27 protein-coding genes are annotated in these 24012 nt (G+C 66.6%); 25 read left to right on the forward strand and 2 right to left on the reverse strand.

Translation table 11 applies throughout. The annotated features are described in order from the left end of the window. Positions 1 to 276: 276 nt before the first annotated feature. The 9 genes from rplJ to tuf all read left to right on the forward strand — a co-directional run bounded on the left by rplJ (position 277) and on the right by tuf (position 14818). Entirely contained in the window at positions 277 to 804 is a 528-nt protein-coding gene (gene rplJ / locus ACO1BR_RS14930; protein WP_159503151.1) for a 50S ribosomal protein L10, read from the forward strand. Between the two features lie 110 nt (positions 805 to 914). Further along, on the forward strand, positions 915 to 1301 hold the full coding sequence (rplL, locus tag ACO1BR_RS14935) for a 50S ribosomal protein L7/L12 (RefSeq protein WP_426795548.1): 387 nt from the start codon (positions 915 to 917) through the stop codon (positions 1299 to 1301). Between the two features lie 628 nt (positions 1302 to 1929). Beyond that, positions 1930 to 5412, forward strand: a complete 3483-nt coding sequence (gene rpoB, locus ACO1BR_RS14940; protein WP_426795549.1) for a DNA-directed RNA polymerase subunit beta — start codon at positions 1930 to 1932, stop codon at positions 5410 to 5412. 99 nt (positions 5413 to 5511) lie between these two features. Then, positions 5512 to 9411 carry a DNA-directed RNA polymerase subunit beta' gene (locus ACO1BR_RS14945; protein WP_426795550.1) on the forward strand — a complete coding sequence of 1300 codons (3900 nt, stop codon included), beginning with the start codon at positions 5512 to 5514 and terminating at the stop codon, positions 9409 to 9411. Positions 9412 to 9626: 215 nt separating this feature from the next. After that, positions 9627 to 10109: a DUF1707 and DUF4190 domain-containing protein gene (locus tag ACO1BR_RS14950; protein WP_426795551.1), complete on the forward strand. Its 483-nt coding sequence runs from the start codon at positions 9627 to 9629 to the stop codon at positions 10107 to 10109. A gap of 346 nt (positions 10110 to 10455) precedes the next feature. After that, positions 10456 to 10827: a 30S ribosomal protein S12 gene (gene rpsL / locus ACO1BR_RS14955; RefSeq protein ID WP_003948652.1), complete on the forward strand. Its 372-nt coding sequence runs from the start codon at positions 10456 to 10458 to the stop codon at positions 10825 to 10827. Between the two features lie 2 nt (positions 10828 to 10829). Beyond that, positions 10830 to 11300: a 30S ribosomal protein S7 gene (rpsG, locus tag ACO1BR_RS14960; protein ID WP_004571813.1), complete on the forward strand. Its 471-nt coding sequence runs from the start codon at positions 10830 to 10832 to the stop codon at positions 11298 to 11300. A 39-nt stretch (positions 11301 to 11339) separates the two neighbouring features. Continuing rightward, positions 11340 to 13460, forward strand: a complete 2121-nt coding sequence (fusA, locus tag ACO1BR_RS14965) for an elongation factor G (RefSeq protein WP_426795552.1) — start codon at positions 11340 to 11342, stop codon at positions 13458 to 13460. A gap of 164 nt (positions 13461 to 13624) precedes the next feature. Then, complete coding sequence (tuf, locus tag ACO1BR_RS14970; protein ID WP_426795553.1) at positions 13625 to 14818, forward strand: elongation factor Tu; 1194 nt, start codon at positions 13625 to 13627, stop codon at positions 14816 to 14818. Between the two features lie 558 nt (positions 14819 to 15376). Here the strand turns inward: tuf and ACO1BR_RS14975 are convergent. After that, positions 15377 to 15502: a hypothetical protein gene (locus tag ACO1BR_RS14975; protein ID WP_426795554.1), complete on the reverse strand. Its 126-nt coding sequence runs from the start codon at positions 15500 to 15502 to the stop codon at positions 15377 to 15379. Between the two features lie 449 nt (positions 15503 to 15951). After that, the gene (locus tag ACO1BR_RS14980) at positions 15952 to 16116 is read right to left on the reverse strand and encodes a hypothetical protein (RefSeq protein WP_426795555.1); all 165 of its coding nucleotides are present in this window, start codon (positions 16114 to 16116) and stop codon (positions 15952 to 15954) included. A 404-nt stretch (positions 16117 to 16520) separates the two neighbouring features. Here ACO1BR_RS14980 and rpsJ point away from each other — a divergent pair, with 404 nt between their 5' ends. From rpsJ to rpsH, 16 genes are all read left to right on the forward strand, one after another. Continuing rightward, positions 16521 to 16829 carry a 30S ribosomal protein S10 gene (gene rpsJ, locus ACO1BR_RS14985; protein ID WP_003948644.1) on the forward strand — a complete coding sequence of 103 codons (309 nt, stop codon included), beginning with the start codon at positions 16521 to 16523 and terminating at the stop codon, positions 16827 to 16829. A gap of 14 nt (positions 16830 to 16843) precedes the next feature. Continuing rightward, positions 16844 to 17488: a 50S ribosomal protein L3 gene (gene rplC / locus ACO1BR_RS14990; RefSeq protein ID WP_046927442.1), complete on the forward strand. Its 645-nt coding sequence runs from the start codon at positions 16844 to 16846 to the stop codon at positions 17486 to 17488. An 8-nt stretch (positions 17489 to 17496) separates the two neighbouring features. Next, positions 17497 to 18150, forward strand: a complete 654-nt coding sequence (gene rplD / locus ACO1BR_RS14995; protein ID WP_426795556.1) for a 50S ribosomal protein L4 — start codon at positions 17497 to 17499, stop codon at positions 18148 to 18150. Next, positions 18150 to 18473: a 50S ribosomal protein L23 gene (gene rplW / locus ACO1BR_RS15000; protein ID WP_159503181.1), complete on the forward strand. Its 324-nt coding sequence runs from the start codon at positions 18150 to 18152 to the stop codon at positions 18471 to 18473. The genes rplD and rplW overlap by 1 nt, the downstream gene beginning before the upstream one ends. A gap of 39 nt (positions 18474 to 18512) precedes the next feature. After that, the gene (gene rplB, locus ACO1BR_RS15005) at positions 18513 to 19349 is read left to right on the forward strand and encodes a 50S ribosomal protein L2 (protein WP_016571056.1); all 837 of its coding nucleotides are present in this window, start codon (positions 18513 to 18515) and stop codon (positions 19347 to 19349) included. 12 nt (positions 19350 to 19361) lie between these two features. After that, positions 19362 to 19643 carry a 30S ribosomal protein S19 gene (rpsS, locus tag ACO1BR_RS15010; protein ID WP_016571057.1) on the forward strand — a complete coding sequence of 94 codons (282 nt, stop codon included), beginning with the start codon at positions 19362 to 19364 and terminating at the stop codon, positions 19641 to 19643. A 44-nt stretch (positions 19644 to 19687) separates the two neighbouring features. Beyond that, positions 19688 to 20035, forward strand: a complete 348-nt coding sequence (gene rplV, locus ACO1BR_RS15015; RefSeq protein WP_004571827.1) for a 50S ribosomal protein L22 — start codon at positions 19688 to 19690, stop codon at positions 20033 to 20035. Next, complete coding sequence (gene rpsC / locus ACO1BR_RS15020; protein WP_426795557.1) at positions 20035 to 20856, forward strand: 30S ribosomal protein S3; 822 nt, start codon at positions 20035 to 20037, stop codon at positions 20854 to 20856. Before rplV ends, rpsC begins: the two co-directional genes overlap by 1 nt. A 5-nt stretch (positions 20857 to 20861) precedes the next feature. After that, positions 20862 to 21281, forward strand: a complete 420-nt coding sequence (gene rplP / locus ACO1BR_RS15025; RefSeq protein ID WP_004571829.1) for a 50S ribosomal protein L16 — start codon at positions 20862 to 20864, stop codon at positions 21279 to 21281. After that, positions 21281 to 21505, forward strand: a complete 225-nt coding sequence (gene rpmC, locus ACO1BR_RS15030; protein ID WP_159503182.1) for a 50S ribosomal protein L29 — start codon at positions 21281 to 21283, stop codon at positions 21503 to 21505. The genes rplP and rpmC overlap by 1 nt, the downstream gene beginning before the upstream one ends. Next, positions 21505 to 21786, forward strand: coding sequence for a 30S ribosomal protein S17 (gene rpsQ, locus ACO1BR_RS15035; RefSeq protein WP_006604882.1), 282 nt, complete (start codon positions 21505 to 21507; stop codon positions 21784 to 21786). Before rpmC ends, rpsQ begins: the two co-directional genes overlap by 1 nt. A 140-nt stretch (positions 21787 to 21926) precedes the next feature. Further along, positions 21927 to 22295, forward strand: coding sequence for a 50S ribosomal protein L14 (gene rplN, locus ACO1BR_RS15040; protein WP_003998823.1), 369 nt, complete (start codon positions 21927 to 21929; stop codon positions 22293 to 22295). A 3-nt stretch (positions 22296 to 22298) separates the two neighbouring features. Further along, a complete protein-coding gene (gene rplX / locus ACO1BR_RS15045) occupies positions 22299 to 22622 on the forward strand; it encodes a 50S ribosomal protein L24 (RefSeq protein WP_016571060.1) in 324 nt (107 codons plus the stop codon). After that, on the forward strand, positions 22622 to 23182 hold the full coding sequence (rplE, locus tag ACO1BR_RS15050; protein WP_016571061.1) for a 50S ribosomal protein L5: 561 nt from the start codon (positions 22622 to 22624) through the stop codon (positions 23180 to 23182). The genes rplX and rplE overlap by 1 nt, the downstream gene beginning before the upstream one ends. 5 nt (positions 23183 to 23187) lie before the next feature. Further along, entirely contained in the window at positions 23188 to 23373 is a 186-nt protein-coding gene (locus ACO1BR_RS15055; protein ID WP_003956452.1) for a type Z 30S ribosomal protein S14, read from the forward strand. 239 nt (positions 23374 to 23612) lie between these two features. Further along, entirely contained in the window at positions 23613 to 24011 is a 399-nt protein-coding gene (rpsH, locus tag ACO1BR_RS15060; RefSeq protein ID WP_426795558.1) for a 30S ribosomal protein S8, read from the forward strand. Position 24012 lies beyond the last annotated feature (1 nt).

Consider the following 24012-nt stretch of genomic DNA (forward strand, 5'->3'; position numbering starts at 1 on the left):
CGTCCGTGACGCCCCACCGCAGCCGATTTGCCTGTGCGCAGGCCTGTCCCGTACGGTGTCCCGGAAGCCAAAGACCGCTGGTTGTCTCTGCGCGTCCGGTATGGGACGTGTGGTGGCCGAAGGATCCGCTAGCTGCGGACGGCCTGCGCAGGTGAATGAGGAAGATCTCCCGGGTGTGAGCCTGGTTGAGTATCGCCCCGTGCGCCTGCGCCGGGGCGTTTGTTTTGCCCAGCCCCTTCTGCGCGGTCCTCATCACCCGGAAGGAGGCCGAGGCTCATGGCGACGTCTGACAAGAACGCAGCCGTTGAGGAGATCGCGGGGAAGCTCCGCGACTCCAACGCAGCTGTTGTTACTTCTTACATCGGACTGACTGTGGCGCAGCTCAAGGAGCTCCGCCGTTCTCTCGGCGAGAACGCTCAGTACCGTGTGGTGAAGAACACGCTGACCAAGATCGCGGCCAAGCAGGCCGGGATCGAGCTGGACGAGCACCTCAAGGGCTCGACCGCTGTCGCTTTCGTGACCGGTGACCCGGTCACGGCGGCGAAGGGTCTTCGTGACTTCGCCAAGGAGAACCCCGCTCTCGTCATCAAGGGCGGTGTCCTTGACGGCAAGGCGCTGTCCGCCGACGAGATCAAGAAGCTTGCGGACCTTGAGTCCCGCGAGGTTCTGCTCGCCAAGCTGGCGGGCGCCATGAAGGGCAAGCAGTCCCAGGCTGCCGCGCTCTTCCAGGCGCTTCCCTCGAAGTTCGTCCGCACCGCGGAGGCGCTTCGTGCCAAGCAGGCCGAGCAGGGCGGTGCCGAGTAATTCGGCTCGCACATTGACCGCCGCCTGAGGCGACGGTCGAAGCGGGCCCAACGTACGCCCGCCGACATGTACATCCGGCACCAGCCGATTTAGTGGAAGGATCGCCCATCATGGCGAAGCTCAGCCAGGAAGACCTGCTCGCGCAGTTCGAGGAGATGACCCTCATCGAGCTCTCCGAGTTCGTGAAGGCGTTCGAGGAGAAGTTCGACGTCACCGCTGCCGCCCCGGCCGCCGTCGCCGTTGCCGGTGCCCCGGGCGCCCCGGCCGCCGCCGCCGAGGAGGAGCAGGACGAGTTCGACGTCATCCTCACCGGCGCTGGCGACAAGAAGATCCAGGTCATCAAGGTCGTGCGTGAGCTGACCTCCCTGGGCCTGAAGGAGGCCAAGGACCTCGTCGACGGCACCCCGAAGCCGGTCCTGGAGAAGGTCGCCAAGGAGGCCGCGGAGAAGGCTGCCGAGTCCCTCAAGGCCGCCGGCGCCTCCGTCGAGGTCAAGTGACCCTGGTGAGTCTCTGACTCACGTCCTGAGCGCCTGAGGGCGTACACGGACACAGCGAAGGGCGATCACCCATGCGGGTGGTCGCCCTTCGTCGTGCAAGCCACGGCTGCCTTGCCTCGCGTCGGAGTGCGAGTATGGTGATCTTCGTCGTCCGGACGTGCCTCCATGTGACGATCTCCCTGAGGTGGGGGGCCTTGACGAACCGGACGCGGCGCGCAATTCTCGGGACGCGACGCAGAAGCGATCCAGGGTTCGAGGCATGGATCGCCGACGAAGAGGGAAGCATCGGTGTGCGCCACTGGCGCAGGGCTTTCGGCAGGCGCAGGGCATTGGGCGTAGGGAAGAACAACGAGGGGCTCCTCCGGTGCGGAGGGCATGACCTCCCGGAGGGAGAAGATCGGTATCACGGTGCTGTGCCGGTCTCCGGAAACTCGCTCTGGACATCAGTGTGCCAAGTGGCTACACTGACCCTTTGCGCTGCCTGTTAGCTGCTCCCTGCCCGTCACCAGGGGCATACCCGAGCCCGAGCAAAGCTGAATGAACCGCCCTGACCTGGGCTTTCCCTCAGTCTGCTCGATTCGGGACCGGCACGCGCGTAGTGAGTCCGAGCCCTCGGAAGGACCCCCTCTTGGCCGCCTCGCGCAACGCCTCGACTGCCAATACGAACAACGGCGACAGCACCGCCCCGCTGCGCATCTCTTTTGCGAAGATCAAGGAGCCCCTCGGGGTTCCGAACCTCCTTGCGCTGCAGACCGAAAGCTTCGACTGGCTGCTCGGCAATGCCGCATGGAAGGGTCGCGTCGAGGCTGCGCTGGAGAGTGGGCAGGAAGTTCCCACCAAGTCCGGTCTCGAAGAGATCTTCGAAGAGATCTCCCCGATCGAAGACTTCTCCGGGTCGATGTCGCTGACGTTCCGCGACCACCGCTTCGAGCCCCCGAAGAACTCCATCGACGAGTGCAAGGAGCGCGACTTCACGTACGCGGCTCCGCTGTTCGTCACCGCGGAGTTCACCAACAACGAGACCGGTGAGATCAAGTCCCAGACGGTCTTCATGGGCGACTTCCCGCTCATGACCCCCAAGGGCACCTTCTGCATCAACGGCACCGAGCGTGTCGTCGTCTCGCAGCTGGTCCGCTCGCCGGGCGTCTACTTCGACAGCTCGATCGACAAGACGTCCGACAAGGACATCTTCTCCGCCAAGATCATCCCGTCCCGGGGTGCCTGGCTGGAGATGGAGATCGACAAGCGCGACATGGTCGGTGTGCGTATCGACCGCAAGCGCAAGCAGTCCGTGACCGTCCTGCTCAAGGCGCTCGGTTGGACGACCGAGCAGATCCTCGAGGAGTTCGGCGAGTACGAGTCGATGCGCGCCACCCTGGAAAAGGACCACACCCAGGGCCAGGACGACGCGCTGCTCGACATCTACCGCAAGCTGCGTCCGGGCGAGCCGCCGACCCGCGAGGCCGCGCAGACGCTGCTGGAGAACCTCTACTTCAACCCCAAGCGCTACGACCTCGCGAAGGTCGGCCGCTACAAGGTCAACAAGAAGCTCGGCGGCGACGAGCCGCTGGACGCCGGCGTGCTGACCACCGATGACGTCATCGCCACGATCAAGTACCTGGTCAAGCTGCACGCCGGCGAGACCGAGACGATCGGCGAGAACGGCAACAGCATCGTTGTCGAGACCGACGACATCGACCACTTCGGCAACCGCCGTCTGCGCAACGTCGGCGAGCTGATCCAGAACCAGGTCCGTACGGGTCTCGCCCGTATGGAGCGCGTCGTGCGTGAGCGCATGACCACCCAGGACGTCGAGGCGATCACGCCGCAGACCCTGATCAACATCCGGCCGGTCGTCGCCTCCATCAAGGAGTTCTTCGGCACCAGCCAGCTGTCCCAGTTCATGGACCAGACCAACCCGCTGTCGGGTCTGACCCACAAGCGCCGTCTGTCGGCGCTGGGCCCGGGTGGTCTCTCCCGTGAGCGGGCCGGTCTGGACGTCCGTGACGTGCACCCCTCGCACTACGGCCGCATGTGCCCGATCGAGACGCCCGAAGGCCCGAACATCGGTCTGATCGGTTCGCTCGCGTCGTACGGCCGGGTCAACGTCTTCGGCTTCATCGAGACGCCGTACCGCAAGGTCGTCGACGGCCAGGTCACGGAGGAGGTGGACTACCTCACCGCTGACGAGGAGGACCGCTTCCTGATCGCCCAGGCGAACGCGAAGCTCAGCGACGACATGCGCTTCGCCGAGCAGCGTGTGCTGGTCCGCCGCCGTGGCGGCGAGGTCGACCTCGTCCCCGCCGACGAGGTGGACTTCATGGACGTCTCGCCGCGCCAGATGGTGTCGGCCGCGACCGCCATGATCCCGTTCCTGGAGCACGACGACGCCAACCGCGCGCTCATGGGATCGAACATGATGCGCCAGGCCGTTCCGCTGATCAAGGCGGAGTCGCCGCTGGTCGGCACCGGCATGGAGTACCGCTGCGCGGTCGACGCCGGCGACGTCATCAAGGCCGAGAAGGACGGTGTGGTCCAGGAGGTCTCCGCGGACTACATCACCGTCGCCAACGACGACGGCACGTACACCACGTACCGCGTCGCCAAGTTCACCCGCTCCAACCAGGGCACCTCCTTCAACCAGAAGGTCGTCGTGGACGAGGGCGCGCGGGTCGTCGAGGGCCAGGTCCTCGCCGACGGTCCGTCGACCGAAGAGGGCGAGATGGCCCTCGGCAAGAACCTGCTCGTCGCGTTCATGCCGTGGGAGGGCCACAACTACGAGGACGCGATCATCCTGTCGCAGCGCCTCGTGCAGGACGACGTCCTCTCCTCGATCCACATCGAGGAGCACGAGGTCGACGCCCGTGACACCAAGCTGGGCCCCGAGGAGATCACCCGGGACATCCCGAACGTCTCCGAGGAGGTCCTCTCCGACCTCGACGAGCGCGGCATCATCCGGATCGGTGCCGAGGTCGTCGCCGGCGACATCCTCGTCGGCAAGGTCACGCCCAAGGGCGAGACCGAGCTGACCCCCGAGGAGCGCCTGCTCCGCGCGATCTTCGGCGAGAAGGCGCGCGAGGTGCGCGACACCTCGCTGAAGGTGCCGCACGGTGAGATCGGCAAGGTCATCGGCGTCCGCGTCTTCGACCGCGAGGAGGGGGACGAGCTGCCCCCGGGCGTGAACCAGCTGGTCCGCGTCTACGTCGCGCAGAAGCGCAAGATCACCGACGGTGACAAGCTCGCCGGCCGCCACGGCAACAAGGGCGTCATCTCGAAGATCCTGCCGGTCGAGGACATGCCGTTCCTGGAGGACGGCACCCCGGTCGACATCATCCTCAACCCGCTGGGTGTCCCGTCCCGAATGAACCCGGGGCAGGTCCTGGAGATCCACCTCGGCTGGCTCGCCAGCCAGGGCTGGAAGGTCGAGGGCTCCGAGGAGTGGCAGCAGCGGCTCCAGGCGATCGGCGCCGACGACGTCGCACCGCACACCAACGTCGCGACCCCGGTCTTCGACGGTGCGCGCGAGGACGAGCTGGCGGGTCTCTTCGACTCGACGCTCCCCAACCGCGACGGCGAGCGGATGGTCAAGAGCTCCGGCAAGGCCCAGCTGTTCGACGGCCGCTCCGGCGAGCCGTTCCCGGACCCGATCTCGGTCGGGTACATGTACATCCTCAAGCTGCACCACCTGGTCGACGACAAGCTGCACGCACGCTCGACCGGTCCGTACTCGATGATCACCCAGCAGCCGCTGGGTGGTAAGGCCCAGTTCGGTGGCCAGCGGTTCGGTGAGATGGAGGTGTGGGCGCTGGAGGCTTACGGCGCCGCGTACGCCCTCCAGGAGCTGCTGACGATCAAGTCCGACGACGTGACCGGCCGCGTGAAGGTCTACGAGGCCATCGTCAAGGGCGAGAACATCCCCGAGCCCGGCATCCCCGAGTCCTTCAAGGTGCTCATCAAGGAGATGCAGTCCCTGTGCCTCAACGTGGAGGTGCTGTCCTCGGACGGCATGTCCATCGAGATGCGCGACACCGACGAGGACGTCTTCCGCGCTGCGGAAGAGCTCGGCATCGACCTGTCCCGGCGCGAGCCGAGCAGCGTCGAAGAGGTCTGACGGGTCTGGTCGGGACCGCCTCGTGCAGAGGAGGTCCCGGCCCCGCCCCGGACCCCGTACAGACCATAGAGACACGACCCTGAGAGGGATTGACGCATAGTGCTCGACGTCAACTTCTTCGACGAGCTGCGGATCGGCCTTGCCACCGCTGACGACATCCGTCAGTGGTCCCACGGTGAGGTCAAGAAGCCGGAGACCATCAACTACCGCACCCTCAAGCCCGAGAAGGACGGACTCTTCTGCGAGAAGATCTTCGGTCCGACCCGGGACTGGGAGTGCTACTGCGGTAAGTACAAGCGCGTCCGCTTCAAGGGCATCATCTGCGAGCGCTGCGGCGTCGAGGTCACTCGCGCCAAGGTGCGTCGTGAGCGGATGGGCCACATCGAGCTGGCCGCTCCCGTTACGCACATCTGGTACTTCAAGGGCGTGCCGAGCCGGCTGGGCTACCTGCTGGACCTCGCGCCCAAGGACCTCGAAAAGGTCATCTACTTCGCCGCCTACATGATCACGTGGGTGGACGAGGAGCGCCGTACGCGCGACCTGCCCTCGCTGGAGGCCCACGTCTCCGTCGAGCGCCAGCAGATCGAGCAGCGCCGCGACGCCGACCTGGAGGCCCGCGCCAAGAAGCTCGAGACCGACCTGGCCGAGCTGGAGGCCGAGGGTGCCAAGGCGGACGTGCGCCGCAAGGTGCGCGAGGGTGCCGAGCGCGAGATGAAGCAGCTGCGCGACCGTGCGCAGCGCGAGATCGACCGCCTCGACGAGGTTTGGAACCGCTTCAAGAACCTCAAGGTCCAGGACCTGGAGGGCGACGAGCTCCTCTACCGCGAGCTGCGTGACCGCTTCGGCACGTACTTCGACGGCTCCATGGGTGCCGCTGCCCTGCAGAAGCGCCTGGAGACCTTCGACCTGGAGGAGGAGGCCGAGCGCCTCCGCGAGATCATCCGGACCGGCAAGGGCCAGAAGAAGACCCGTGCGCTCAAGCGCCTCAAGGTCGTCTCCGCCTTCCTGCAGACCCGCAACAGCCCCAAGGGCATGGTGCTGGACTGCATCCCGGTGATCCCGCCGGACCTGCGTCCGATGGTGCAGCTGGACGGTGGCCGCTTCGCGACCTCCGACCTGAACGACCTGTACCGCCGTGTGATCAACCGCAACAACCGCCTGAAGCGGCTTCTCGACCTCGGCGCGCCCGAGATCATCGTGAACAACGAGAAGCGCATGCTCCAGGAGGCCGTGGACGCGCTCTTCGACAACGGCCGCCGTGGCCGCCCGGTGACGGGTCCCGGCAACCGTCCGCTGAAGTCGCTGTCCGACATGCTCAAGGGCAAGCAGGGCCGCTTCCGTCAGAACCTGCTCGGCAAGCGCGTCGACTACTCGGCCCGTTCCGTCATCGTCGTCGGCCCGCAGCTCAAGCTGCACCAGTGCGGTCTGCCGAAGGCCATGGCGCTGGAGCTCTTCAAGCCGTTCGTGATGAAGCGCCTGGTGGACCTCAACCACGCGCAGAACATCAAGAGCGCGAAGCGCATGGTCGAGCGTGGCCGCACCGTCGTGTACGACGTCCTCGAAGAGGTCATCGCCGAGCACCCGGTGCTGCTGAACCGTGCGCCCACCCTGCACCGCCTCGGTATCCAGGCGTTCGAGCCGCAGCTGGTCGAGGGCAAGGCCATCCAGATCCACCCGCTCGTCTGCACCGCGTTCAACGCGGACTTCGACGGTGACCAGATGGCCGTCCACCTCCCGCTGTCCGCGGAGGCCCAGGCCGAGGCCCGCATCCTGATGCTGTCCTCGAACAACATCCTCAAGCCGGCCGACGGCCGTCCGGTCACCATGCCGACCCAGGACATGGTGCTCGGCCTCTTCTTCCTCACCACGGATGAAGAGGAGCGCAAGGTCATCGGCGAGGGCCGGGCGTTCGGCTCGGCCGCCGAGGCGATCATGGCGTTCGACGCCAAGGAGCTCTCGCTCCAGGCGAAGGTCGACATCCGCTTCCCGATCGGTACGGTTCCGCCCCGCGGCTGGACCCCGCCGGTCGCGGAGGAGGGCGAGCCCGAGTGGCAGCAGGGTGACAGCTTCCGGCTGCGCACCACCCTGGGCCGCGCGCTCTTCAACGAGCTGCTGCCCGAGGACTACCCGTTCGTCGACTACTCGGTGGGCAAGAAGCAGCTCTCCGCGATCGTCAACGACCTGGCGGAGCGCTACCCGAAGGTCATCGTGGCGGCGACGCTCGACAACCTGAAGGCGGCCGGCTTCCACTGGGCCACCCGTTCCGGCGTCACCGTCGCCGTCTCCGACATCGTCGTGCCGGAGGCCAAGAAGGGGATCGTCGCGGGCTACGAGGCCCAGGACGAGAAGGTCCAGAAGCAGTACGAGCGCGGTCTGATCACCAAGGACGAGCGCACGCAGGAGCTCATCAACATCTGGACCAAGGCGACCAACGAGGTTGCCGAGGCGATGAACGAGAACTTCCCGAAGACCAACCCCATCTTCATGATGGTGGACTCCGGTGCTCGCGGAAACATGATGCAGATGCGTCAGATCGCGGGTATGCGTGGTCTGGTGTCCAACGCCAAGAACGAGACCATCCCGCGGCCCATCAAGGCGTCGTTCCGTGAGGGTCTCTCCGTGCTGGAGTACTTCATCTCCACGCACGGTGCCCGTAAGGGTCTGGCGGACACCGCCCTCCGTACCGCCGACTCGGGTTACCTGACCCGTCGTCTGGTCGACGTCTCTCAGGACGTCATCATCCGCGAGGAGGACTGCGGCACCGAGCGCGGTCTCAAGCTGCGGATCGCCGCGAAGGACGCCGCCGGTGTCCTGCGCAAGGCGGACGACGTCGAGTCCAGCGTCTACGCCCGCATGCTGGCCGAGGACGTCGTCGTCGACGGCAAGGTCGTCGCCCCGGCGAACGTCGACCTCGGTGACGTGCTCATCGACGCGCTGGTCAACGCGGGTGTCGAGGAGGTCAAGACCCGTTCGGTCCTGACCTGCGAGTCCGCGGTCGGCACCTGCGCCTTCTGCTACGGCCGTTCGCTGGCCACCGGCAAGCTGGTCGACATCGGTGAGGCGGTCGGCATCATCGCCGCCCAGTCCATCGGTGAGCCCGGCACCCAGCTGACGATGCGTACCTTCCACACCGGTGGTGTGGCCGGTGACGACATCACCCTGGGTCTGCCGCGTGTCGTCGAGCTCTTCGAGGCCCGTACGCCCAAGGGTGTCGCCCCGATCTCGGAGGCGGCCGGCCGCGTCCGGATCGAGGAGACCGAGAAGACCAAGAAGGTCATCGTCACGCCGGACGACGGCTCGGACGAGATGGCTTACGGCGTCTCGAAGCGTGCCCGTCTGCTGGTGGGCGAGGGCGACCACGTCGTGGTCGGCCAGCCGCTGACCGTCGGCGCGATCAACCCGCACGACGTGCTGCGGATCCTCGGCCAGCGTGCCGTCCAGGTCCACCTGGTCGGCGAGGTCCAGAAGGTCTACAACAGCCAGGGCGTGGCGATCCACGACAAGCACATTGAGATCATCATCCGGCAGATGCTGCGCCGCGTGACGATCATCGAGTCCGGCGACGCGGAGCTGCTGCCGGGCGAGCTGGTGGAGCGCACGAAGTTCGAGGGCGAGAACCGTCGCGTGGTGGCGGAAGGCGGCCACCCGGCCTCCGGCCGTCCGCAGCTGATGGGTATCACCAAGGCTTCGCTGGCCACCGAGTCCTGGCTGTCGGCGGCGTCCTTCCAGGAGACGACCAGGGTCCTGACGGACGCGGCGATCAACGCCAAGTCCGACTCCCTGATCGGCCTCAAGGAGAACGTCATCATCGGTAAGCTCATCCCGGCCGGTACGGGCCTGTCCCGCTACCGCAACATCCGGGTCGAGCCCACCGAAGAGGCCAAGGCCGCGATGTACTCGGCCGTCGGTTACGACGACATCGACTACTCGCCCTTCGGCACCGGCTCCGGCCAGGCGGTCCCGCTGGAGGACTACGACTACGGTCCGTACAACCAGTAATCCCGCACCGCGGAACAGCAACAGGGCGGCCACCCCTCGGGGTGGCCGCCCTGCGGCGTTCTGCCGCCCGTGTGGCGGAGGGAACTTGTCCTCCCATTGCTGCGTCTGTGATGAGAAGATGGGGAGAACTGTCGAGCGGGGGGGAGGTTCGCGACATGGCGTTCCAGCCGTGGCAGGGTGGGCAGCCTGCTCAGAATCCGTATCAGGTGCCGGCCATGCGTGCCTCGCACGCCGATCGTGAGCGGGCGGTCGATGTCCTGAAGGCGGGCTTCGCGGAGGGTCGGCTCGGGCAGCCGGAGTACGAGCAGCGGATCGCGCGGGCGTATCAGGCGCAGACCCACGCCGAACTGCAGATGCTGGTCGCGGATCTGCCCCAAGGGCCGGTGCCGCAGGCGCAGTTCGCGCCGCGGCCGGTGGCCGTGCCGACCACGTTCCTGCCGATGCAGATGCCGATGGTGCAGCCCACCAACGGCTCCGCGACGGGCGCGCTGGTGTGCGGCCTGCTGGCGCCGGTGACCTGGGGAGTGAGCTCGATTCCGGCGGTGATCCTCGGGCACAAGGCGCGGGCCGAGATCCGGCGGACCGGTGAGCGCGGGGACGGCCAGGCGGTCGCGGGGCTGGTGCTGGGCTGGCTCGGGATCGGTGCCTGGGCGCTGTTCATCCTGGTGATGGCGCTGGTCGCCGTGGTGCGGCCGTGATGGCCGTGCGCCTTCTTCCGTAGCGCGGTGGATCGCACTACGGTGGCCGCAGCGCCGGGGGAGTCCGGCGTGTCCTTCGCGTGTGCATTTGTTTTGACCGCAGCCAATGCGGTAGGTACGCTCTGACCTTGTGCCTGGGGTGTCCCTGGGCTGCCGTGCGTGCCTTCTCCCGCCATCACCGGCCGGAGAGTGCGGACAGCGCGGAAGCCGGGTTTTGACACCGCAATCTGCCGCCGCCCTCGTTCCAGCGAGGCAGGTCTGCAGTATTCGACACACCCGACCGCGTGGGTCGGGGACTGTTCCAGGTTAGCTTTACCGAGACTGGCACACAGAAACCGGAGAAACGGTGCCTACGATCCAGCAGCTGGTCCGCAAGGGCCGGCAGGACAAGGTCGAGAAGAACAAGACGCCCGCACTTGAGGGTTCCCCCCAGCGCCGCGGCGTCTGCACGCGTGTGTTCACGACCACCCCGAAGAAGCCGAACTCGGCCCTGCGTAAGGTCGCGCGTGTGCGTCTGACCAGCGGGATCGAGGTCACCGCTTACATTCCGGGTGAGGGCCACAACCTGCAGGAGCACTCGATCGTGCTCGTGCGCGGTGGCCGTGTGAAGGACCTGCCGGGTGTTCGGTACAAGATCATCCGCGGCTCCCTCGACACGCAGGGCGTCAAGAACCGCAAGCAGGCTCGCAGCCGCTACGGCGCCAAGAAGGAGAAGTAAGAATGCCTCGTAAGGGCCCCGCCCCGAAGCGCCCGGTCATCATCGACCCGGTTTACGGCTCTCCTCTGGTGACCTCCCTCATCAACAAGGTGCTGCTGAACGGAAAGCGCTCCACCGCCGAGCGCATCGTTTACGGCGCCATGGAGGGTCTGCGTGAGAAGACCGGCAACGACCCGGTCATCACGCTGAAGCGCGCGCTGGAGAACATCAAGCCGACCCTTGAGGTCAAGTCCCGCCGTGTCGGTGGCGCGACCTACCAGGTCCCGGTCGAGGTCAAGCCCGGCCGCGCCGCCACCCTCTCGCTCCGCTGGCTCGTGGGCTACTCCCGCGCCCGCCGCGAGAAGACCATGACCGAGCGCCTCATGAACGAACTGCTCGACGCCTCCAACGGCCTCGGCGCTTCGGTCAAGAAGCGTGAGGACACGCACAAGATGGCCGAGTCCAACAAGGCCTTCGCGCACTACCGCTGGTAGTCGCAACCCCCATCGAGACCGAGAGAAGATTGAGCCACTATGGCTACCACTTCGCTTGACCTGGCCAAGGTCCGCAACATCGGGATCATGGCCCACATCGACGCGGGCAAGACGACCACCACCGAGCGGATCCTGTTCTACACCGGTGTTTCGTACAAGATCGGTGAGGTCCACGACGGCGCTGCCACGATGGACTGGATGGAGCAGGAGCAGGAGCGCGGCATCACGATCACGTCTGCCGCGACGACCTGCCACTGGCCGCTGGAGAACGTCGACAACACCATCAACATCATCGACACCCCGGGTCACGTCGACTTCACGGTCGAGGTGGAGCGCTCGCTGCGCGTCCTGGACGGTGCGGTGACGGTGTTCGACGGCGTCGCCGGTGTCGAGCCGCAGTCCGAGACCGTCTGGCGTCAGGCGGACCGCTACGGCGTGCCGCGTATCTGCTTCGTCAACAAGCTCGACCGCACCGGTGCCGAGTTCCACCGCTGCGTCGACATGATCAGCGACCGCCTGGGTGCGGTGCCGATCGTCATGCAGCTGCCGATCGGTACCGAGATGGACTTCAAGGGCGTCGTCGACCTCGTGTCGATGAAGGCCCTGGTCTGGTCGGCCGAGGCCGCCAAGGGCGAGATGTACGACACCGTCGACATCCCGGCTACCCACCTTGAGGCCGCCGACGAGTGGCGCGGCAAGCTCCTTGAGACCGTGGCCGAGAACGACGAAGAGATCATGGAGCTGTACCTGGAGGGCCAGGAGCCCACCGAGGAGCAGCTGTACGCGGCGATCCGCCGTATCACGATCGCTTCCGGCAAGGCCGACGTCACCACCGTCACCCCGGTGTTCTGCGGTACCGCGTTCAAGAACAAGGGCGTGCAGCCCCTGCTCGACGCGGTCGTGCGCTACCTCCCCTCCCCGTTGGACGTCGAGGCCATCGAGGGCCACGCGGTCAACAACCCGGAGGAGGTCGTCAAGCGCAAGCCGTCCGAGGACGAGCCGCTGTCGGCCCTGGCGTTCAAGATCGCGAGCGACCCCCACCTGGGCAAGCTCACCTTCATCCGGGTGTACTCGGGCCGCCTTGAGGCCGGCACGCAGGTGCAGAACTCGGTGAAGGGCAAGAAGGAGCGCATCGGCAAGATCTACCGGATGCACGCGAACAAGCGTGAGGAGATCGACGCGGTGGGTGCCGGCGACATCGTCGCCGTCATGGGTCTGAAGCAGACCACCACCGGTGAGACCCTCTGCGACGCGAGCGCTCCGGTGATCCTGGAGTCGATGGAGTTCCCGGCCCCGGTCATCCAGGTCGCCATCGAGCCCAAGTCCAAGGGCGACCAGGAGAAGCTGGGTGTCGCCATCCAGCGTCTCGCCGAAGAGGACCCCTCGTTCCAGGTGCACACCGACGAGGAGACCGGCCAGACCATCATCGCGGGTATGGGCGAGCTGCACCTCGACGTGCTGGTCGACCGTATGAAGCGTGAGTTCCGGGTCGAGGCCAACGTCGGCAAGCCGCAGGTCGCGTACCGCGAGACGCTGCGCAAGCCGGTCGAGCGACTGGACTACACGCACAAGAAGCAGACCGGTGGTTCCGGTCAGTTCGCGAAGGTCCAGATCGCCCTCGAACCGCTCGAAGGCGATGGCTACGAGTTCGAGAACAAGGTCACCGGTGGCCGCATCCCGCGGGAGTACATCCCGTCCGTGGACGCCGGCTGCCAGGAGGCCATGGAGTTCGGTGTCCTCGCCGGATACCCGCTCACGGGCGTCAAGGTCACCCTTCTCGACGGTGCCTTCCACGAGGTCGACTCGTCGGAAATGGCCTTCAAGATCGCCGGCTCGATGGCCTTCAAGGAGGCCGCCCGCAAGGCCAGCCCGGCCCTGCTGGAGCCGATGATGAAGGTCGAGGTCACCACGCCCGAGGACTACATGGGCGATGTGATCGGCGACATCAACTCCCGCCGTGGGCAGATCCAGTCCATGGAGGACCGCGCCGGCGCCAAGCTCGTCACGGGCCTGGTTCCGCTCTCGGAGATGTTCGGCTACGTCGGAGACCTCCGCAGCAAGACGTCGGGTCGCGCGAGCTACTCGATGCAGTTCGACTCCTACGCCGAGGTTCCGAAGAACGTCGCCGAGGAGATCATCGCCAAGGCCAAGGGCGAGTAAGGCCGGTCTCGCAAGAGCCGGACGCACCACGCTTTAGGCTTGACACCGTCTGATGGGGCAATCTCCCGCGAACCGTGAGAATTGCCCCGTCAGGCGGCACCCCAGCAAAGATCACCTGGCGCCGATGAGTAAGGCGTACAGAACCACTCTTCAGGAGGACCCCAGTGGCGAAGGCGAAGTTCGAGCGGACCAAGCCGCACGTCAACATTGGCACCATCGGTCACGTCGACCACGGTAAGACGACCCTTACCGCGGCGATCACCAAGGTGCTGCACGACCAGTTCCCGGACCTGAACCCGTTCACGCCGTTCGAGGACATCGACAAGGCCCCTGAGGAGCGCCAGCGCGGTATCACCATCTCCATCGCGCACGTCGAGTACCAGACCGACTCGCGTCACTACGCTCACGTCGACTGCCCGGGTCACGCGGACTACATCAAGAACATGATCACCGGTGCGGCGCAGATGGACGGCGCCATCCTCGTGGTCGCCGCCACCGACGGCCCGATGCCGCAGACCAAGGAGCACGTGCTCCTGGCCCGCCAGTCCGGCGTTCCGTACATCGTCGTCGCCCTGAACAAGGCCGACATGGTGGACGACGAGGAGATCATGGAGCTCGTCGAGCTCGAGGTCCGTGAGCTCCTCAGCGAGTACGAGTTCCCGGGCGACGACCTGCCGGTCGTCAAGGTCTCCGCGCTGAAGGCCCTTGAGGGCGACCCGGAGTGGGTCCAGTCCGTCCAGGAGCTGATGAAGGCCGTGGACGAGCACATCCCGCAGCCGGAGCGCGACGTCGACCAGCCGTTCCTGATGCCGATCGAGGACGTCTTCACGATCACCGGCCGTGGCACCGTTGTCACCGGTCGTATCGAGCGTGGTGTCCTCAAGGTCAACGAGACCGTCGACATCATCGGCATCAAGAACGAGAAGACGACGACCACCGTCACCGGCATCGAGATGTTCCGCAAGCTGCTCGACGAGGGCCAGGCCGGTGAGAACGTCGGTCTGCTGCTCCGCGGCATCAAGCGCGAGGACGTCGAGCGCGGCCAGTGCATCATCAAGCCGGGTTCGGTCACCCCGCACACCGAGTTCGAGGCCACGGCGTACATCCTCTCCAAGGACGAGGGCGGCCGCCACACCCCGTTCTTCAACAACTACCGTCCGCAGTTCTACTTCCGTACGACGGACGTGACCGGCGTCGTGACCCTCCCCGAGGGCACCGAGATGGTCATGCCGGGCGACAACGCCACGATGACCGTGTCGCTCATCCAGCCCGTCGCCATGGAGGAGAACCTCCGCTTCACCATCCGCGAGGGTGGCCGTACCGTCGGTGCCGGCCAGGTCACCAAGGTCATCAAGTAACGACGGTCTGATCTTCCTGCCTGCAGAGGCTGGGGTCGCCTGAGTACGCAGCAGGCCCGCACATCCCTGTGATGTGCGGGCCCGCTGCGTTTTCCTGTGCGTGGGCAGCTGATGGCGGTGCTTGATGTGGAACTTCCGGTAGTCCTTGGTGAGGTGCTGTTCGACGGTGCTGACCGTGCTGGACGGTTTCGCGGCCACCTCCCGGTTGGTGCATCCCTGGGCGGCCGGTGCCGCAACCCGTCGCTCGGCGTCGGTGAGCGTCTCGGCCCGCATCGCCCGTTCGTCGGCCCGGAGGCCCGGCGGCGGAGCGGGCTGCAGCGTACGCAGCAGCTGCTGTGCACCGCACTCCTGGGCGAGCCGCCAGGCGCGGCGCACCACGTGCCGGGCCTCGTTGCCCTTCCCCAACTGCCGCTGGGCCGGGCCCAGATCGACCAGCGTCCAGGCCATGCCGTAGCGGTCGCTGCCGACCTGGAACATGTCCAGGGCCCGGCCGAGCAGGGCCTGGCGCTGGGCCGGCGGGCGGGTGGCGGCCAGCACCACCGGGGCGCCCTCGCCGGCCTACACGGTGTGCCGCTCGACCTCGACCGGCTCGGTGGGGAGCCGGCGGAAGGCGTGCTTGACGGGGATGGCGTGGCGCATGATCTCCGGGAGCGCGGTGCGCCACCGGGACGGGTCGGCCAGCACCGGTTCTGCTGGTCTGGGTGGGCGAGGAGCGTGCACAGCTCTGCGCGACGAACCGGCGGACCGGGTCGTACCCGGCCTGGATCACCAGCACGGCCAGCGCCAGCAGTTCGGTGTCGGTCAGCCGCGCGCCGTCTGCGTCGTGCGTCTGCACCGGCTCGGAGACCAGGTCGTCCCCGGGCTGTGCGCGCTTGTCGCACAGTTCGCCCAGCACCGGACCATGCCGCGCGGCGCGGGCCCGTCGTCTGCTGCGTCACCTGCTGGGCCTCGGGTTTCGGTGCGTGGTCGGCGCGGCGGTAGGCCAGGACCTTCCTGATCAGCGCCCTGTCCTGGGGGAAGGGCGACAGCAGCGGCAGCGCCCGCCAGGCGGTGCCGGCCGGGAGCCGCGGCGTGAGCAGGTTCGCCATGGATCCGGACGGGCCGAGGTCCAGATAGAGTCGGCGGTCCTCGCGCTACAGGCAGTCGAGGACCGGGCGGACGTCGAAGCGGTGCCGCATCGCCCGCCACAGGTGGTCGGCGTTGAACCGCTCCACCACCCCGCCGGTGGTGCACGACAGCAGCGGGATCTGAGGGCGGCGGAAGGTGCCGTGCCGATCAGCCCGTGGCTCGTCACGCACCGTCCCGAACGGTGCCGCGGTCCGCCGGGGCGGTTCGCCGCATCCCGCCTGGGGTACGCTCTTCGGCTCGATTGGCCGTCGACATGACCCGTATGGCACACTGTCCAGGTTGCTCGGTTGAGTGCCGATGCTGCGCGCCTCCCGCCGGGAGGACCGGAAGCGAGTCCCAGGTATTCGTCGCCCCTTCTGAGGGGCGGAAGTACGGGAATCTTCCGGGAAGCGTCAGCGGGGTGCCTCGGCCAGGCGCCCGGTGGGTGTACTTCCCTCACTTTCTCCTTCTTGAAGGATCTCCCGTGCGGAGATTTTACGAGAAGGGGCGCGACACGCCCGACCGCGTGGGTCGGGGAAGAACGCGAACCTTCCGGGTCCCAGAGCGTTACGAGAGACAGGACTACGAAGTAGCCATGGCGGGACAGAAGATCCGCATCCGGCTCAAGGCCTACGACCACGAGGTCATCGACTCTTCGGCGAAGAAGATCGTCGAGACGGTGACCCGCACTGGTGCGTCGGTCGCGGGCCCGGTGCCGCTGCCCACTGAGAAGAACGTGTACTGCGTCATCAAGTCGCCGCACAAGTACAAGGACTCGCGCGAGCACTTCGAGATGCGCACGCACAAGCGCCTGATCGACATCCTCGACCCGACGCCCAAGACCGTTGACTCGCTGATGCGCCTGGACCTTCCGGCCGGCGTTGACATCGAGATCAAGCTCTGAGAGGCGCGGAAGAGATGGCTAAGCAGATCAAGGGCATCCTGGGCGAGAAGCTCGGCATGACCCAGGTCTGGGACGAGAACAACCGTGTCGTCCCGGTGACCGTGGTGAAGGCCGGCCCCTGTGTCGTTACCCAGGTGCGCACCAATGACCAGGACGGCTACGACTCCGTCCAGATCGCCTTCGGCGAGATCGACCCGCGCAAGGTGAACAAGCCCCTCAAGGGCCACTTCGCGAAGGCCGACGTCACCCCCCGTCGCCACCTCGTCGAGGTTCGTACGCCGGATGCGTCCGAGTACACCCTCGGCCAGGAGCTGACCGCCGAGACCTTCGAGTCCGGCGTCAAGGTGGACGTGACCGGCAAGAGCAAGGGCAAGGGCTTCGCCGGTGTCATGAAGCGTCACGGCTTCCACGGCGGCAAGGCCTCGCACGGTGCCCACCGCGTGCACCGCAAGCCGGGCTCCATCGGTGGCTGCGCCACCCCGGGCCGCGTGTTCAAGGGCATGCGGATGGCCGGCCGTATGGGCAATGAGCGGGTCACCACCCAGAACCTGACCGTCCACGCCGTTGACGCGGAGAAGGGTCTGCTGCTCATCAAGGGCGCAGTTCCTGGTCCGAACGGCGGCCTCGTCCTGGTCCGTACCGCGGCCAAGGGGGCCTGAGGTAACCGATGAGCACCATTGACATCCTTTCGCCGGCAGGCGACAAGGCCGGGACCGTCGAGCTCCCCACGGAGATCTTCGACGCCAAGGTCAGCATCCCGCTGATCCACCAGGTCGTCGTCGCGCAGCTGGCCGCTGCCCGTCAGGGCACGCACAAGACCAAGACCCGCGGCGAGGTCCGCGGCGGTGGCAAGAAGCCGTACCGCCAGAAGGGCACCGGCCGCGCGCGCCAGGGTTCGACCCGTGCGCCGCAGTTCGCCGGCGGTGGCGTCGTCCACGGCCCGCAGCCGCGTGACTACTCGCAGCGGACCCCGAAGAAGATGAAGGCCGCCGCGCTGCGCGGTGCCCTCTCCGACCGGGCTCGCCACAGCCGCATCCACGTCGTGTCCGGCGTGGTCGAGGGCGGGGTCTCCACCAAGGCCGCCAAGGTCCTGTTCGGCAAGATCAGCGAGCGCAAGAACCTGCTCCTGGTCGTCGAGCGCGCCGACGAGGCCGCGTGGCTGTCCGCCCGCAACCTGCCCCAGGTCCACATCCTGGAGCCGGGCCAGCTGAACACGTACGACGTGCTCGTCTCCGACGACGTGGTCTTCACCAAGGCCGCCTTCGAGTCCTTCGTGTCCGGCCCCAAGGCCAACGCTGAGACCGAAGGGAGCGACGCCTGATGACTGAGGCCGTCGTCACCAGCAAGACCTTCACGGACCCGCGCGACGTTCTCGTCAAGCCGGTGGTTTCCGAGAAGAGCTACGCGCTGCTGGACGAGAACAAGTACACGTTCATCGTCGCGCCCGGCGCGAACAAGACCCAGATCAAGCAGGCCGTCGAGGCGGTCTTCTCGGTCAAGGTCACCGGGGTCAACACGATCAACCGGCAGGGTAAGCGCAAGCGCACCAAGACCGGTTTCGGCAAGCGCGCCAACACCAAGCGCGCCATCGTGACCCTCTCCGAGGGCGACCGAATCGACATCTTCGGCGGCCCGGTCTCCTAACGGAGTCCGAGTCGTCCGGAATCGGACGAGGACTGAGAAATGGGTATCCGCAAGTACAAGCCGACGACCCCGGGCCGTCGTGGCTCCAGCGTCGCCGACTTTGTCGAGATCACGCGGTCCACGCCGGAGAAGTCGCTGGTCCGCCCGCTGCACAGCAAGGGCGGCCGTAACAACGCCGGTCGTGTGACCGTTCGCCACCAGGGCGGTGGCCACAAGCGCGCCTACCGCGTGATCGACTTCCGTCGTCACGACAAGGACGGCGTGCCGGCCAAGGTCGCGCACATCGAGTACGACCCGAACCGCACCGCGCGCATCGCGCTGCTGCACTACGCAGACGGCGAGAAGCGCTACATCATCGCCCCGCGCGGCCTGCAGCAGGGTGACCGGATTGAGAACGGCGCTGGCGCCGACATCAAGCCGGGCAACAACCTGCCGCTGCGCAACATCCCGGTCGGTACGACCATCCACGCCATCGAGCTGCGGCCCGGCGGCGGCGCGAAGTTCGCCCGTTCCGCGGGTGCCTCCGTGCAGCTGCTGGCGCGGGAGGGCTCCATGGCCCACCTGCGTATGCCGTCCGGCGAGATCCGCCTGGTCGACGTGCGCTGCCGCGCCACCGTCGGCGAGGTCGGCAACGCCGAGCAGTCGAACATCAACTGGGGCAAGGCCGGCCGCATGCGCTGGAAGGGCGTCCGCCCGACCGTGCGTGGTGTCGTGATGAACCCGGTTGACCACCCGCACGGTGGTGGTGAGGGCAAGACCTCCGGTGGTCGCCACCCGGTCTCGCCCTGGGGCAAGAAGGAGGGTCGTACTCGCTCGCCGAAGAAGGCCAGCAACAAGTACATCGTCCGCCGCCGCAAGACGAACAAGAAGCGCTAGGAGCGGGTTTAGATGCCGCGTAGTCTCAAGAAGGGGCCCTTCGTCGACGACCACCTCGCCAAGAAGGTGGACGTACAGAACGATGCAGGCACCAAGAACGTCATCAAGACCTGGTCCCGCCGCTCCATGATCGTCCCGGCCATGCTCGGCCACACGATCGCGGTGCATGACGGCCGCAAGCACGTCCCGGTGTTCGTCACCGAGTCGATGGTCGGCCACAAGCTCGGCGAGTTTGCGCCGACCCGCACCTTCCGCGGCCACGAGAAGGACGACCGCAAGTCGCGTCGTCGCTGATCGACCGGAGTGCGAAGACTATGACTGACACCGAAGGGACAACCATGGAAGCCAGGGCCCAGGCGCGGTACATCCGCGTCACGCCCATGAAGGCCCGCCGCGTGGTGGACCTTATCCGTGGCATGGATGCCACGGAGGCTCAGGCGGTCCTGCGTTTCGCCCCGCAGGCCGCGAGCGTGCCCGTCGGCAAGGTGCTGGACAGCGCCATTGCCAACGCCGCGCACAACTACGACCACACGGACGCCTCCTCGCTGGTCATCAGCGAGGCGTACGTCGACGAGGGCCCGACCCTGAAGCGGTTCCGTCCGCGTGCCCAGGGTCGTGCCTACCGGATCCGCAAGCGGACCAGCCACATCACCGTGGTCGTCAGCAGCAAGGAAGGAACCCGGTAATGGGCCAGAAGGTAAACCCGCACGGGTTCCGGCTCGGCATCACCACGGACTTCAAGTCCCGCTGGTACGCCGACAAGCTGTACAAGGACTACGTCAAGGAAGACGTCGCCATTCGTCGCATGATGACGAAGGGCATGGAGCGCGCCGGTATCTCCAAGGTGGAGATCGAGCGCACCCGTGAGCGCGTCCGCGTTGACATCCACACCGCTCGTCCGGGCATCGTCATCGGCCGCCGCGGCGCCGAGGCCGACCGCATCCGCGGTGAGCTGGAGAAGCTGACCGGCAAGCAGGTCCAGCTGAACATCCTTGAGGTCAAGAACCCCGAGACCGATGCTCAGCTCGTGGCCCAGGCCGTCGCCGAGCAGCTGTCGTCCCGCGTCTCCTTCCGTCGCGCCATGCGCAAGAGCATGCAGTCGACGATGAAGGCCGGCGCCAAGGGCATCAAGATCCAGTGCGGTGGCCGTCTCGGCGGCGCCGAGATGTCCCGCTCGGAGTTCTACCGCGAGGGCCGTGTGCCCCTGCACACCCTCCGCGCGAACGTCGACTACGGCTTCTTCGAGGCCAAGACCACCTTCGGCCGCATCGGCGTGAAGGTCTGGATCTACAAGGGCGACGTCAAGAACATCGCCGAGGTGCGCGCCGAGAACGCCGCCGCCCGTGCGGGCAACCGCCCGGCTCGCGGTGGCAACGAGCGTCCGCGTCGCGGTGGCGAGCGTGGCGGTCGCGGCCGCAAGCCGCAGCAGCAGAGCGCCGCTGCCGAGGCCCCCAAGGCCGAGGCCGCTGCCGCTGCTCCGGCGGAGAACCCTGGAACGGAGGGCTGACCGACATGCTGATCCCTCGCAGGGTCAAGCACCGCAAGCAGCACCACCCGAAGCGGAACGGTATGGCCAAGGGCGGTACCGAGCTGGCCTTCGGTGAGTACGGCATTCAGGCCGTGACCCCGGCCTACGTGACGAACCGGCAGATCGAGTCCGCTCGTATCGCCATGACCCGTCACATCAAGCGTGGCGGCAAGGTGTGGATCAACATCTACCCCGACCGTCCGCTGACGAAGAAGCCGGCCGAGACCCGCATGGGTTCCGGTAAGGGTTCTCCGGAGTGGTGGGTCGCGAACGTCAAGCCCGGTCGGGTGATGTTCGAGCTGTCCTTCCCGAACGAAAAGGTTGCCAAGGAGGCGCTGACCCGCGCCGCCCACAAGCTTCCGATGAAGTGCCGCATCGTTCGGCGCGAGGCAGGTGAATCGTGATGTCGGCCGTTACCAAGGCGTCCGAGCTGCGCGAGCTGAACAACGAGGAGCTCGTTGCCAAGCTGCGTGAGGCCAAGGAGGAGCTGTTCAACCTCCGCTTCCAGGCGGCGACCGGACAGCTCGAAAACCACGGCCGGCTGAAGGCCGTCCGGAAGGACATCGCCCGGATCTACACCCTGATGCGGGAGCGCGAGCTCGGCATCGAGACGGTGGAGAGCGCCTGATGAGCGAGAAGAATGTGACTGAGACGAACGAGCGCGGTTTCCGCAAGACCCGTGAGGGTCTGGTCGTCAGCGACAAGATGGACAAGACCGTCGTCGTCGCCGTCGAGGACCGCGTCAAGCACGCGCTGTACGGCAAGGTCATCCGCCGTACCAACAAGCTCAAGGCGCACGACGAGCAGAACGCTGCCGGTGTCGGCGACCGCGTCCTCCTGATGGAGACCCGGCCGCTGTCCGCCACCAAGCGCTGGCGCATCGTCGAGATCCTCGAGAAGGCCAAGTAATTCCCTCACGGGGATTTCGACAGGCAAGCAATCCCTCCTAGGGGGACCCCCTAGGAACAGTTCCGCCAGGCTCGGCAGGGGCTGACGTCCCGTCAGGGACGGGCCCCTGCCGGGAACCGGCAGACATTCAGGAGATAGACGTGATCCAGCAGGAGTCGCGACTGCGTGTCGCCGACAACACTGGTGCGAAGGAGATCCTTTGCATCCGTGTTCTCGGTGGTTCCGGTCGCCGCTACGCGGGCATCGGTGACGTCATCGTCGCCACCGTCAAGGACGCGATCCCCGGTGGCAACGTGAAGAAGGGTGACGTCGTCAAGGCCGTCATCGTTCGCACCGTCAAGGAGCGCCGCCGTCCGGACGGCTCGTACATCCGCTTCGACGAGAACGCGGCCGTCATCCTCAAGAACGATGGCGACCCCCGCGGCACCCGTATCTTCGGCCCCGTGGGCCGTGAGCTGCGCGAGAAGAAGTTCATGAAGATCATCTCGCTCGCGCCGGAGGTGCTGTAACCGATGAAGATCAAGAAGGGCGACCTGGTCCAGGTCATCACCGGTAAGGACAAGGGCAAGCAGGGCAAGGTCATCGCGGCCTACCCCCGCGAGGACCGTGTCCTGGTCGAGGGTGTCAACCGGGTCAAGAAGCACACCAAGGCCGGACAGACCGCTCGTGGTTCGCAGACCGGCGGCATCGTGACGACCGAGGCTCCGGTCCACGTCAGCAACGTGCAGCTGGTCGTGGAGCAGGACGGCAAGAAGGTCGTCACCCGCGTCGGGTACCGCTTCGACGACGAGGGCAACAAGATCCGCGTTGCCAAGCGGACCGGTGAGGACATCTGATGACTGCCACCACCAACGCGCCGCGTCTCAAGACGCGCTACCGCGAAGAGATCGCCGGGAAGCTGAAGGACGAGTTCTCCTACGAGAACGTCATGCAGATCCCCGGCCTGACCAAGATCGTGGTCAACATGGGTGTGGGCGACGCCGCCCGCGACTCCAAGCTGATCGAGGGCGCCATCCGCGACCTCACCACGATCACCGGCCAGAAGCCGGCCGTCACCAAGGCCCGTAAGTCCATCGCGCAGTTCAAGCTGCGTGAGGGCCAGCCGATCGGTGCCCACGTCACCCTCCGCGGTGACCGCATGTGGGAGTTCCTGGACCGCCTGCTGTCGCTCGCGCTGCCGCGTATCCGCGACTTCCGTGGTCTGTCCCCGAAGCAGTTCGACGGTCGGGGCAACTACACCTTCGGTCTCACGGAGCAGGTCATGTTCCACGAGATCGACCAGGACAAGATCGACCGCACCCGGGGTATGGACATCACCGTGGTCACCACGGCGACCAACGACGACGAGGGCCGCGCCCTGCTTCGTCACCTCGGCTTCCCGTTCAAGGAGGCGTGAGCGAGATGGCGAAGAAGGCTCTGATTGCCAAGGCTGCTCGCAAGCCGAAGTTCGGTGTGCGCGCGTACACCCGCTGCCAGCGCTGCGGCCGCCCGCACTCCGTCTACCGCAAGTTCGGCCTGTGCCGCGTGTGCCTTCGTGAGATGGCTCACCGTGGCGAGCTGCCGGGCGTGACCAAGAGCTCCTGGTAATCCCCTAGTTGGGAATTACCGGACGCTCTCGGTAAGCATTCGGTCGGCGGGCGTCCCAGACCTTTTCCCGTAAGCTGGAAGGGTTTGGGCGCCCCGCCGCCCGAGACCGACCGCGGGCCCCGCCCGCATAACGTCGCTTACTACGCCGTAGGTCCCCGTGCCGCACCCGTCCCGACCGAGATCGGGGAGAGGGATGGCGCATATAGGAAACCCCGGCGAGAGAGGCCGAAGGCCAATTCATGACCATGACTGATCCCATCGCAGACATGCTGACCCGTCTGCGGAACGCGAACTCGGCTTACCACGACACCGTCGTGATGCCGCACAGCAAGATCAAGTCGCACATCGCGGAGATCCTCCAGCAGGAGGGCTACATCACCGGCTGGAAGACCGAGGACGCCGAGGTCGGCAAGAACCTCGTCCTCGAGCTGAAGTTCGGCCCGAACCGCGAGCGCTCGATCGCCGGCATCAAGCGGATCTCGAAGCCGGGCCTGCGGGTCTACGCCAAGTCCACCAACCTGCCGCGGGTCCTCGGCGGCCTGGGCGTGGCCATCATCTCCACGTCCCACGGTCTCCTGACCGGCCAGCAGGCCAGCAAGAAGGGCGTGGGTGGGGAAGTCCTCGCCTACGTCTGGTAAC

This window comes from Streptomyces sp. YGL11-2 (assembly GCF_050054615.1).
GTDB lineage: Bacteria > Actinomycetota > Actinomycetes > Streptomycetales > Streptomycetaceae > Streptomyces.

Coding starts and splice junctions, on each gene's coding strand:
- rplD (WP_426795556.1), top strand. CDS start 17,497: ATGAGCACCATTGACATCCTTTCGCCGGCAGGCGACAAGGCCGGGACC.
- rplW (WP_159503181.1), top strand. CDS start 18,150: ATGACTGAGGCCGTCGTCACCAGCAAGACCTTCACGGACCCGCGCGAC.
- rplV (WP_004571827.1), top strand. CDS start 19,688: ATGGAAGCCAGGGCCCAGGCGCGGTACATCCGCGTCACGCCCATGAAG.
- ACO1BR_RS14950 (WP_426795551.1), top strand. CDS start 9,627: ATGCGTGCCTCGCACGCCGATCGTGAGCGGGCGGTCGATGTCCTGAAG.
- rplP (WP_004571829.1), top strand. CDS start 20,862: ATGCTGATCCCTCGCAGGGTCAAGCACCGCAAGCAGCACCACCCGAAG.
- rpsS (WP_016571057.1), top strand. CDS start 19,362: ATGCCGCGTAGTCTCAAGAAGGGGCCCTTCGTCGACGACCACCTCGCC.
- rpsH (WP_426795558.1), top strand. CDS start 23,613: ATGACCATGACTGATCCCATCGCAGACATGCTGACCCGTCTGCGGAAC.
- fusA (WP_426795552.1), top strand. CDS start 11,340: ATGGCTACCACTTCGCTTGACCTGGCCAAGGTCCGCAACATCGGGATC.
- rplX (WP_016571060.1), top strand. CDS start 22,299: ATGAAGATCAAGAAGGGCGACCTGGTCCAGGTCATCACCGGTAAGGAC.
- rplB (WP_016571056.1), top strand. CDS start 18,513: ATGGGTATCCGCAAGTACAAGCCGACGACCCCGGGCCGTCGTGGCTCC.
- rpmC (WP_159503182.1), top strand. CDS start 21,281: ATGTCGGCCGTTACCAAGGCGTCCGAGCTGCGCGAGCTGAACAACGAG.
- rplL (WP_426795548.1), top strand. CDS start 915: ATGGCGAAGCTCAGCCAGGAAGACCTGCTCGCGCAGTTCGAGGAGATG.
- rpsJ (WP_003948644.1), top strand. CDS start 16,521: ATGGCGGGACAGAAGATCCGCATCCGGCTCAAGGCCTACGACCACGAG.
- ACO1BR_RS15055 (WP_003956452.1), top strand. CDS start 23,188: ATGGCGAAGAAGGCTCTGATTGCCAAGGCTGCTCGCAAGCCGAAGTTC.
- rpsG (WP_004571813.1), top strand. CDS start 10,830: ATGCCTCGTAAGGGCCCCGCCCCGAAGCGCCCGGTCATCATCGACCCG.
- rplC (WP_046927442.1), top strand. CDS start 16,844: ATGGCTAAGCAGATCAAGGGCATCCTGGGCGAGAAGCTCGGCATGACC.
- rpsQ (WP_006604882.1), top strand. CDS start 21,505: ATGAGCGAGAAGAATGTGACTGAGACGAACGAGCGCGGTTTCCGCAAG.
- rpsC (WP_426795557.1), top strand. CDS start 20,035: ATGGGCCAGAAGGTAAACCCGCACGGGTTCCGGCTCGGCATCACCACG.
- rplE (WP_016571061.1), top strand. CDS start 22,622: ATGACTGCCACCACCAACGCGCCGCGTCTCAAGACGCGCTACCGCGAA.
- rplJ (WP_159503151.1), top strand. CDS start 277: ATGGCGACGTCTGACAAGAACGCAGCCGTTGAGGAGATCGCGGGGAAG.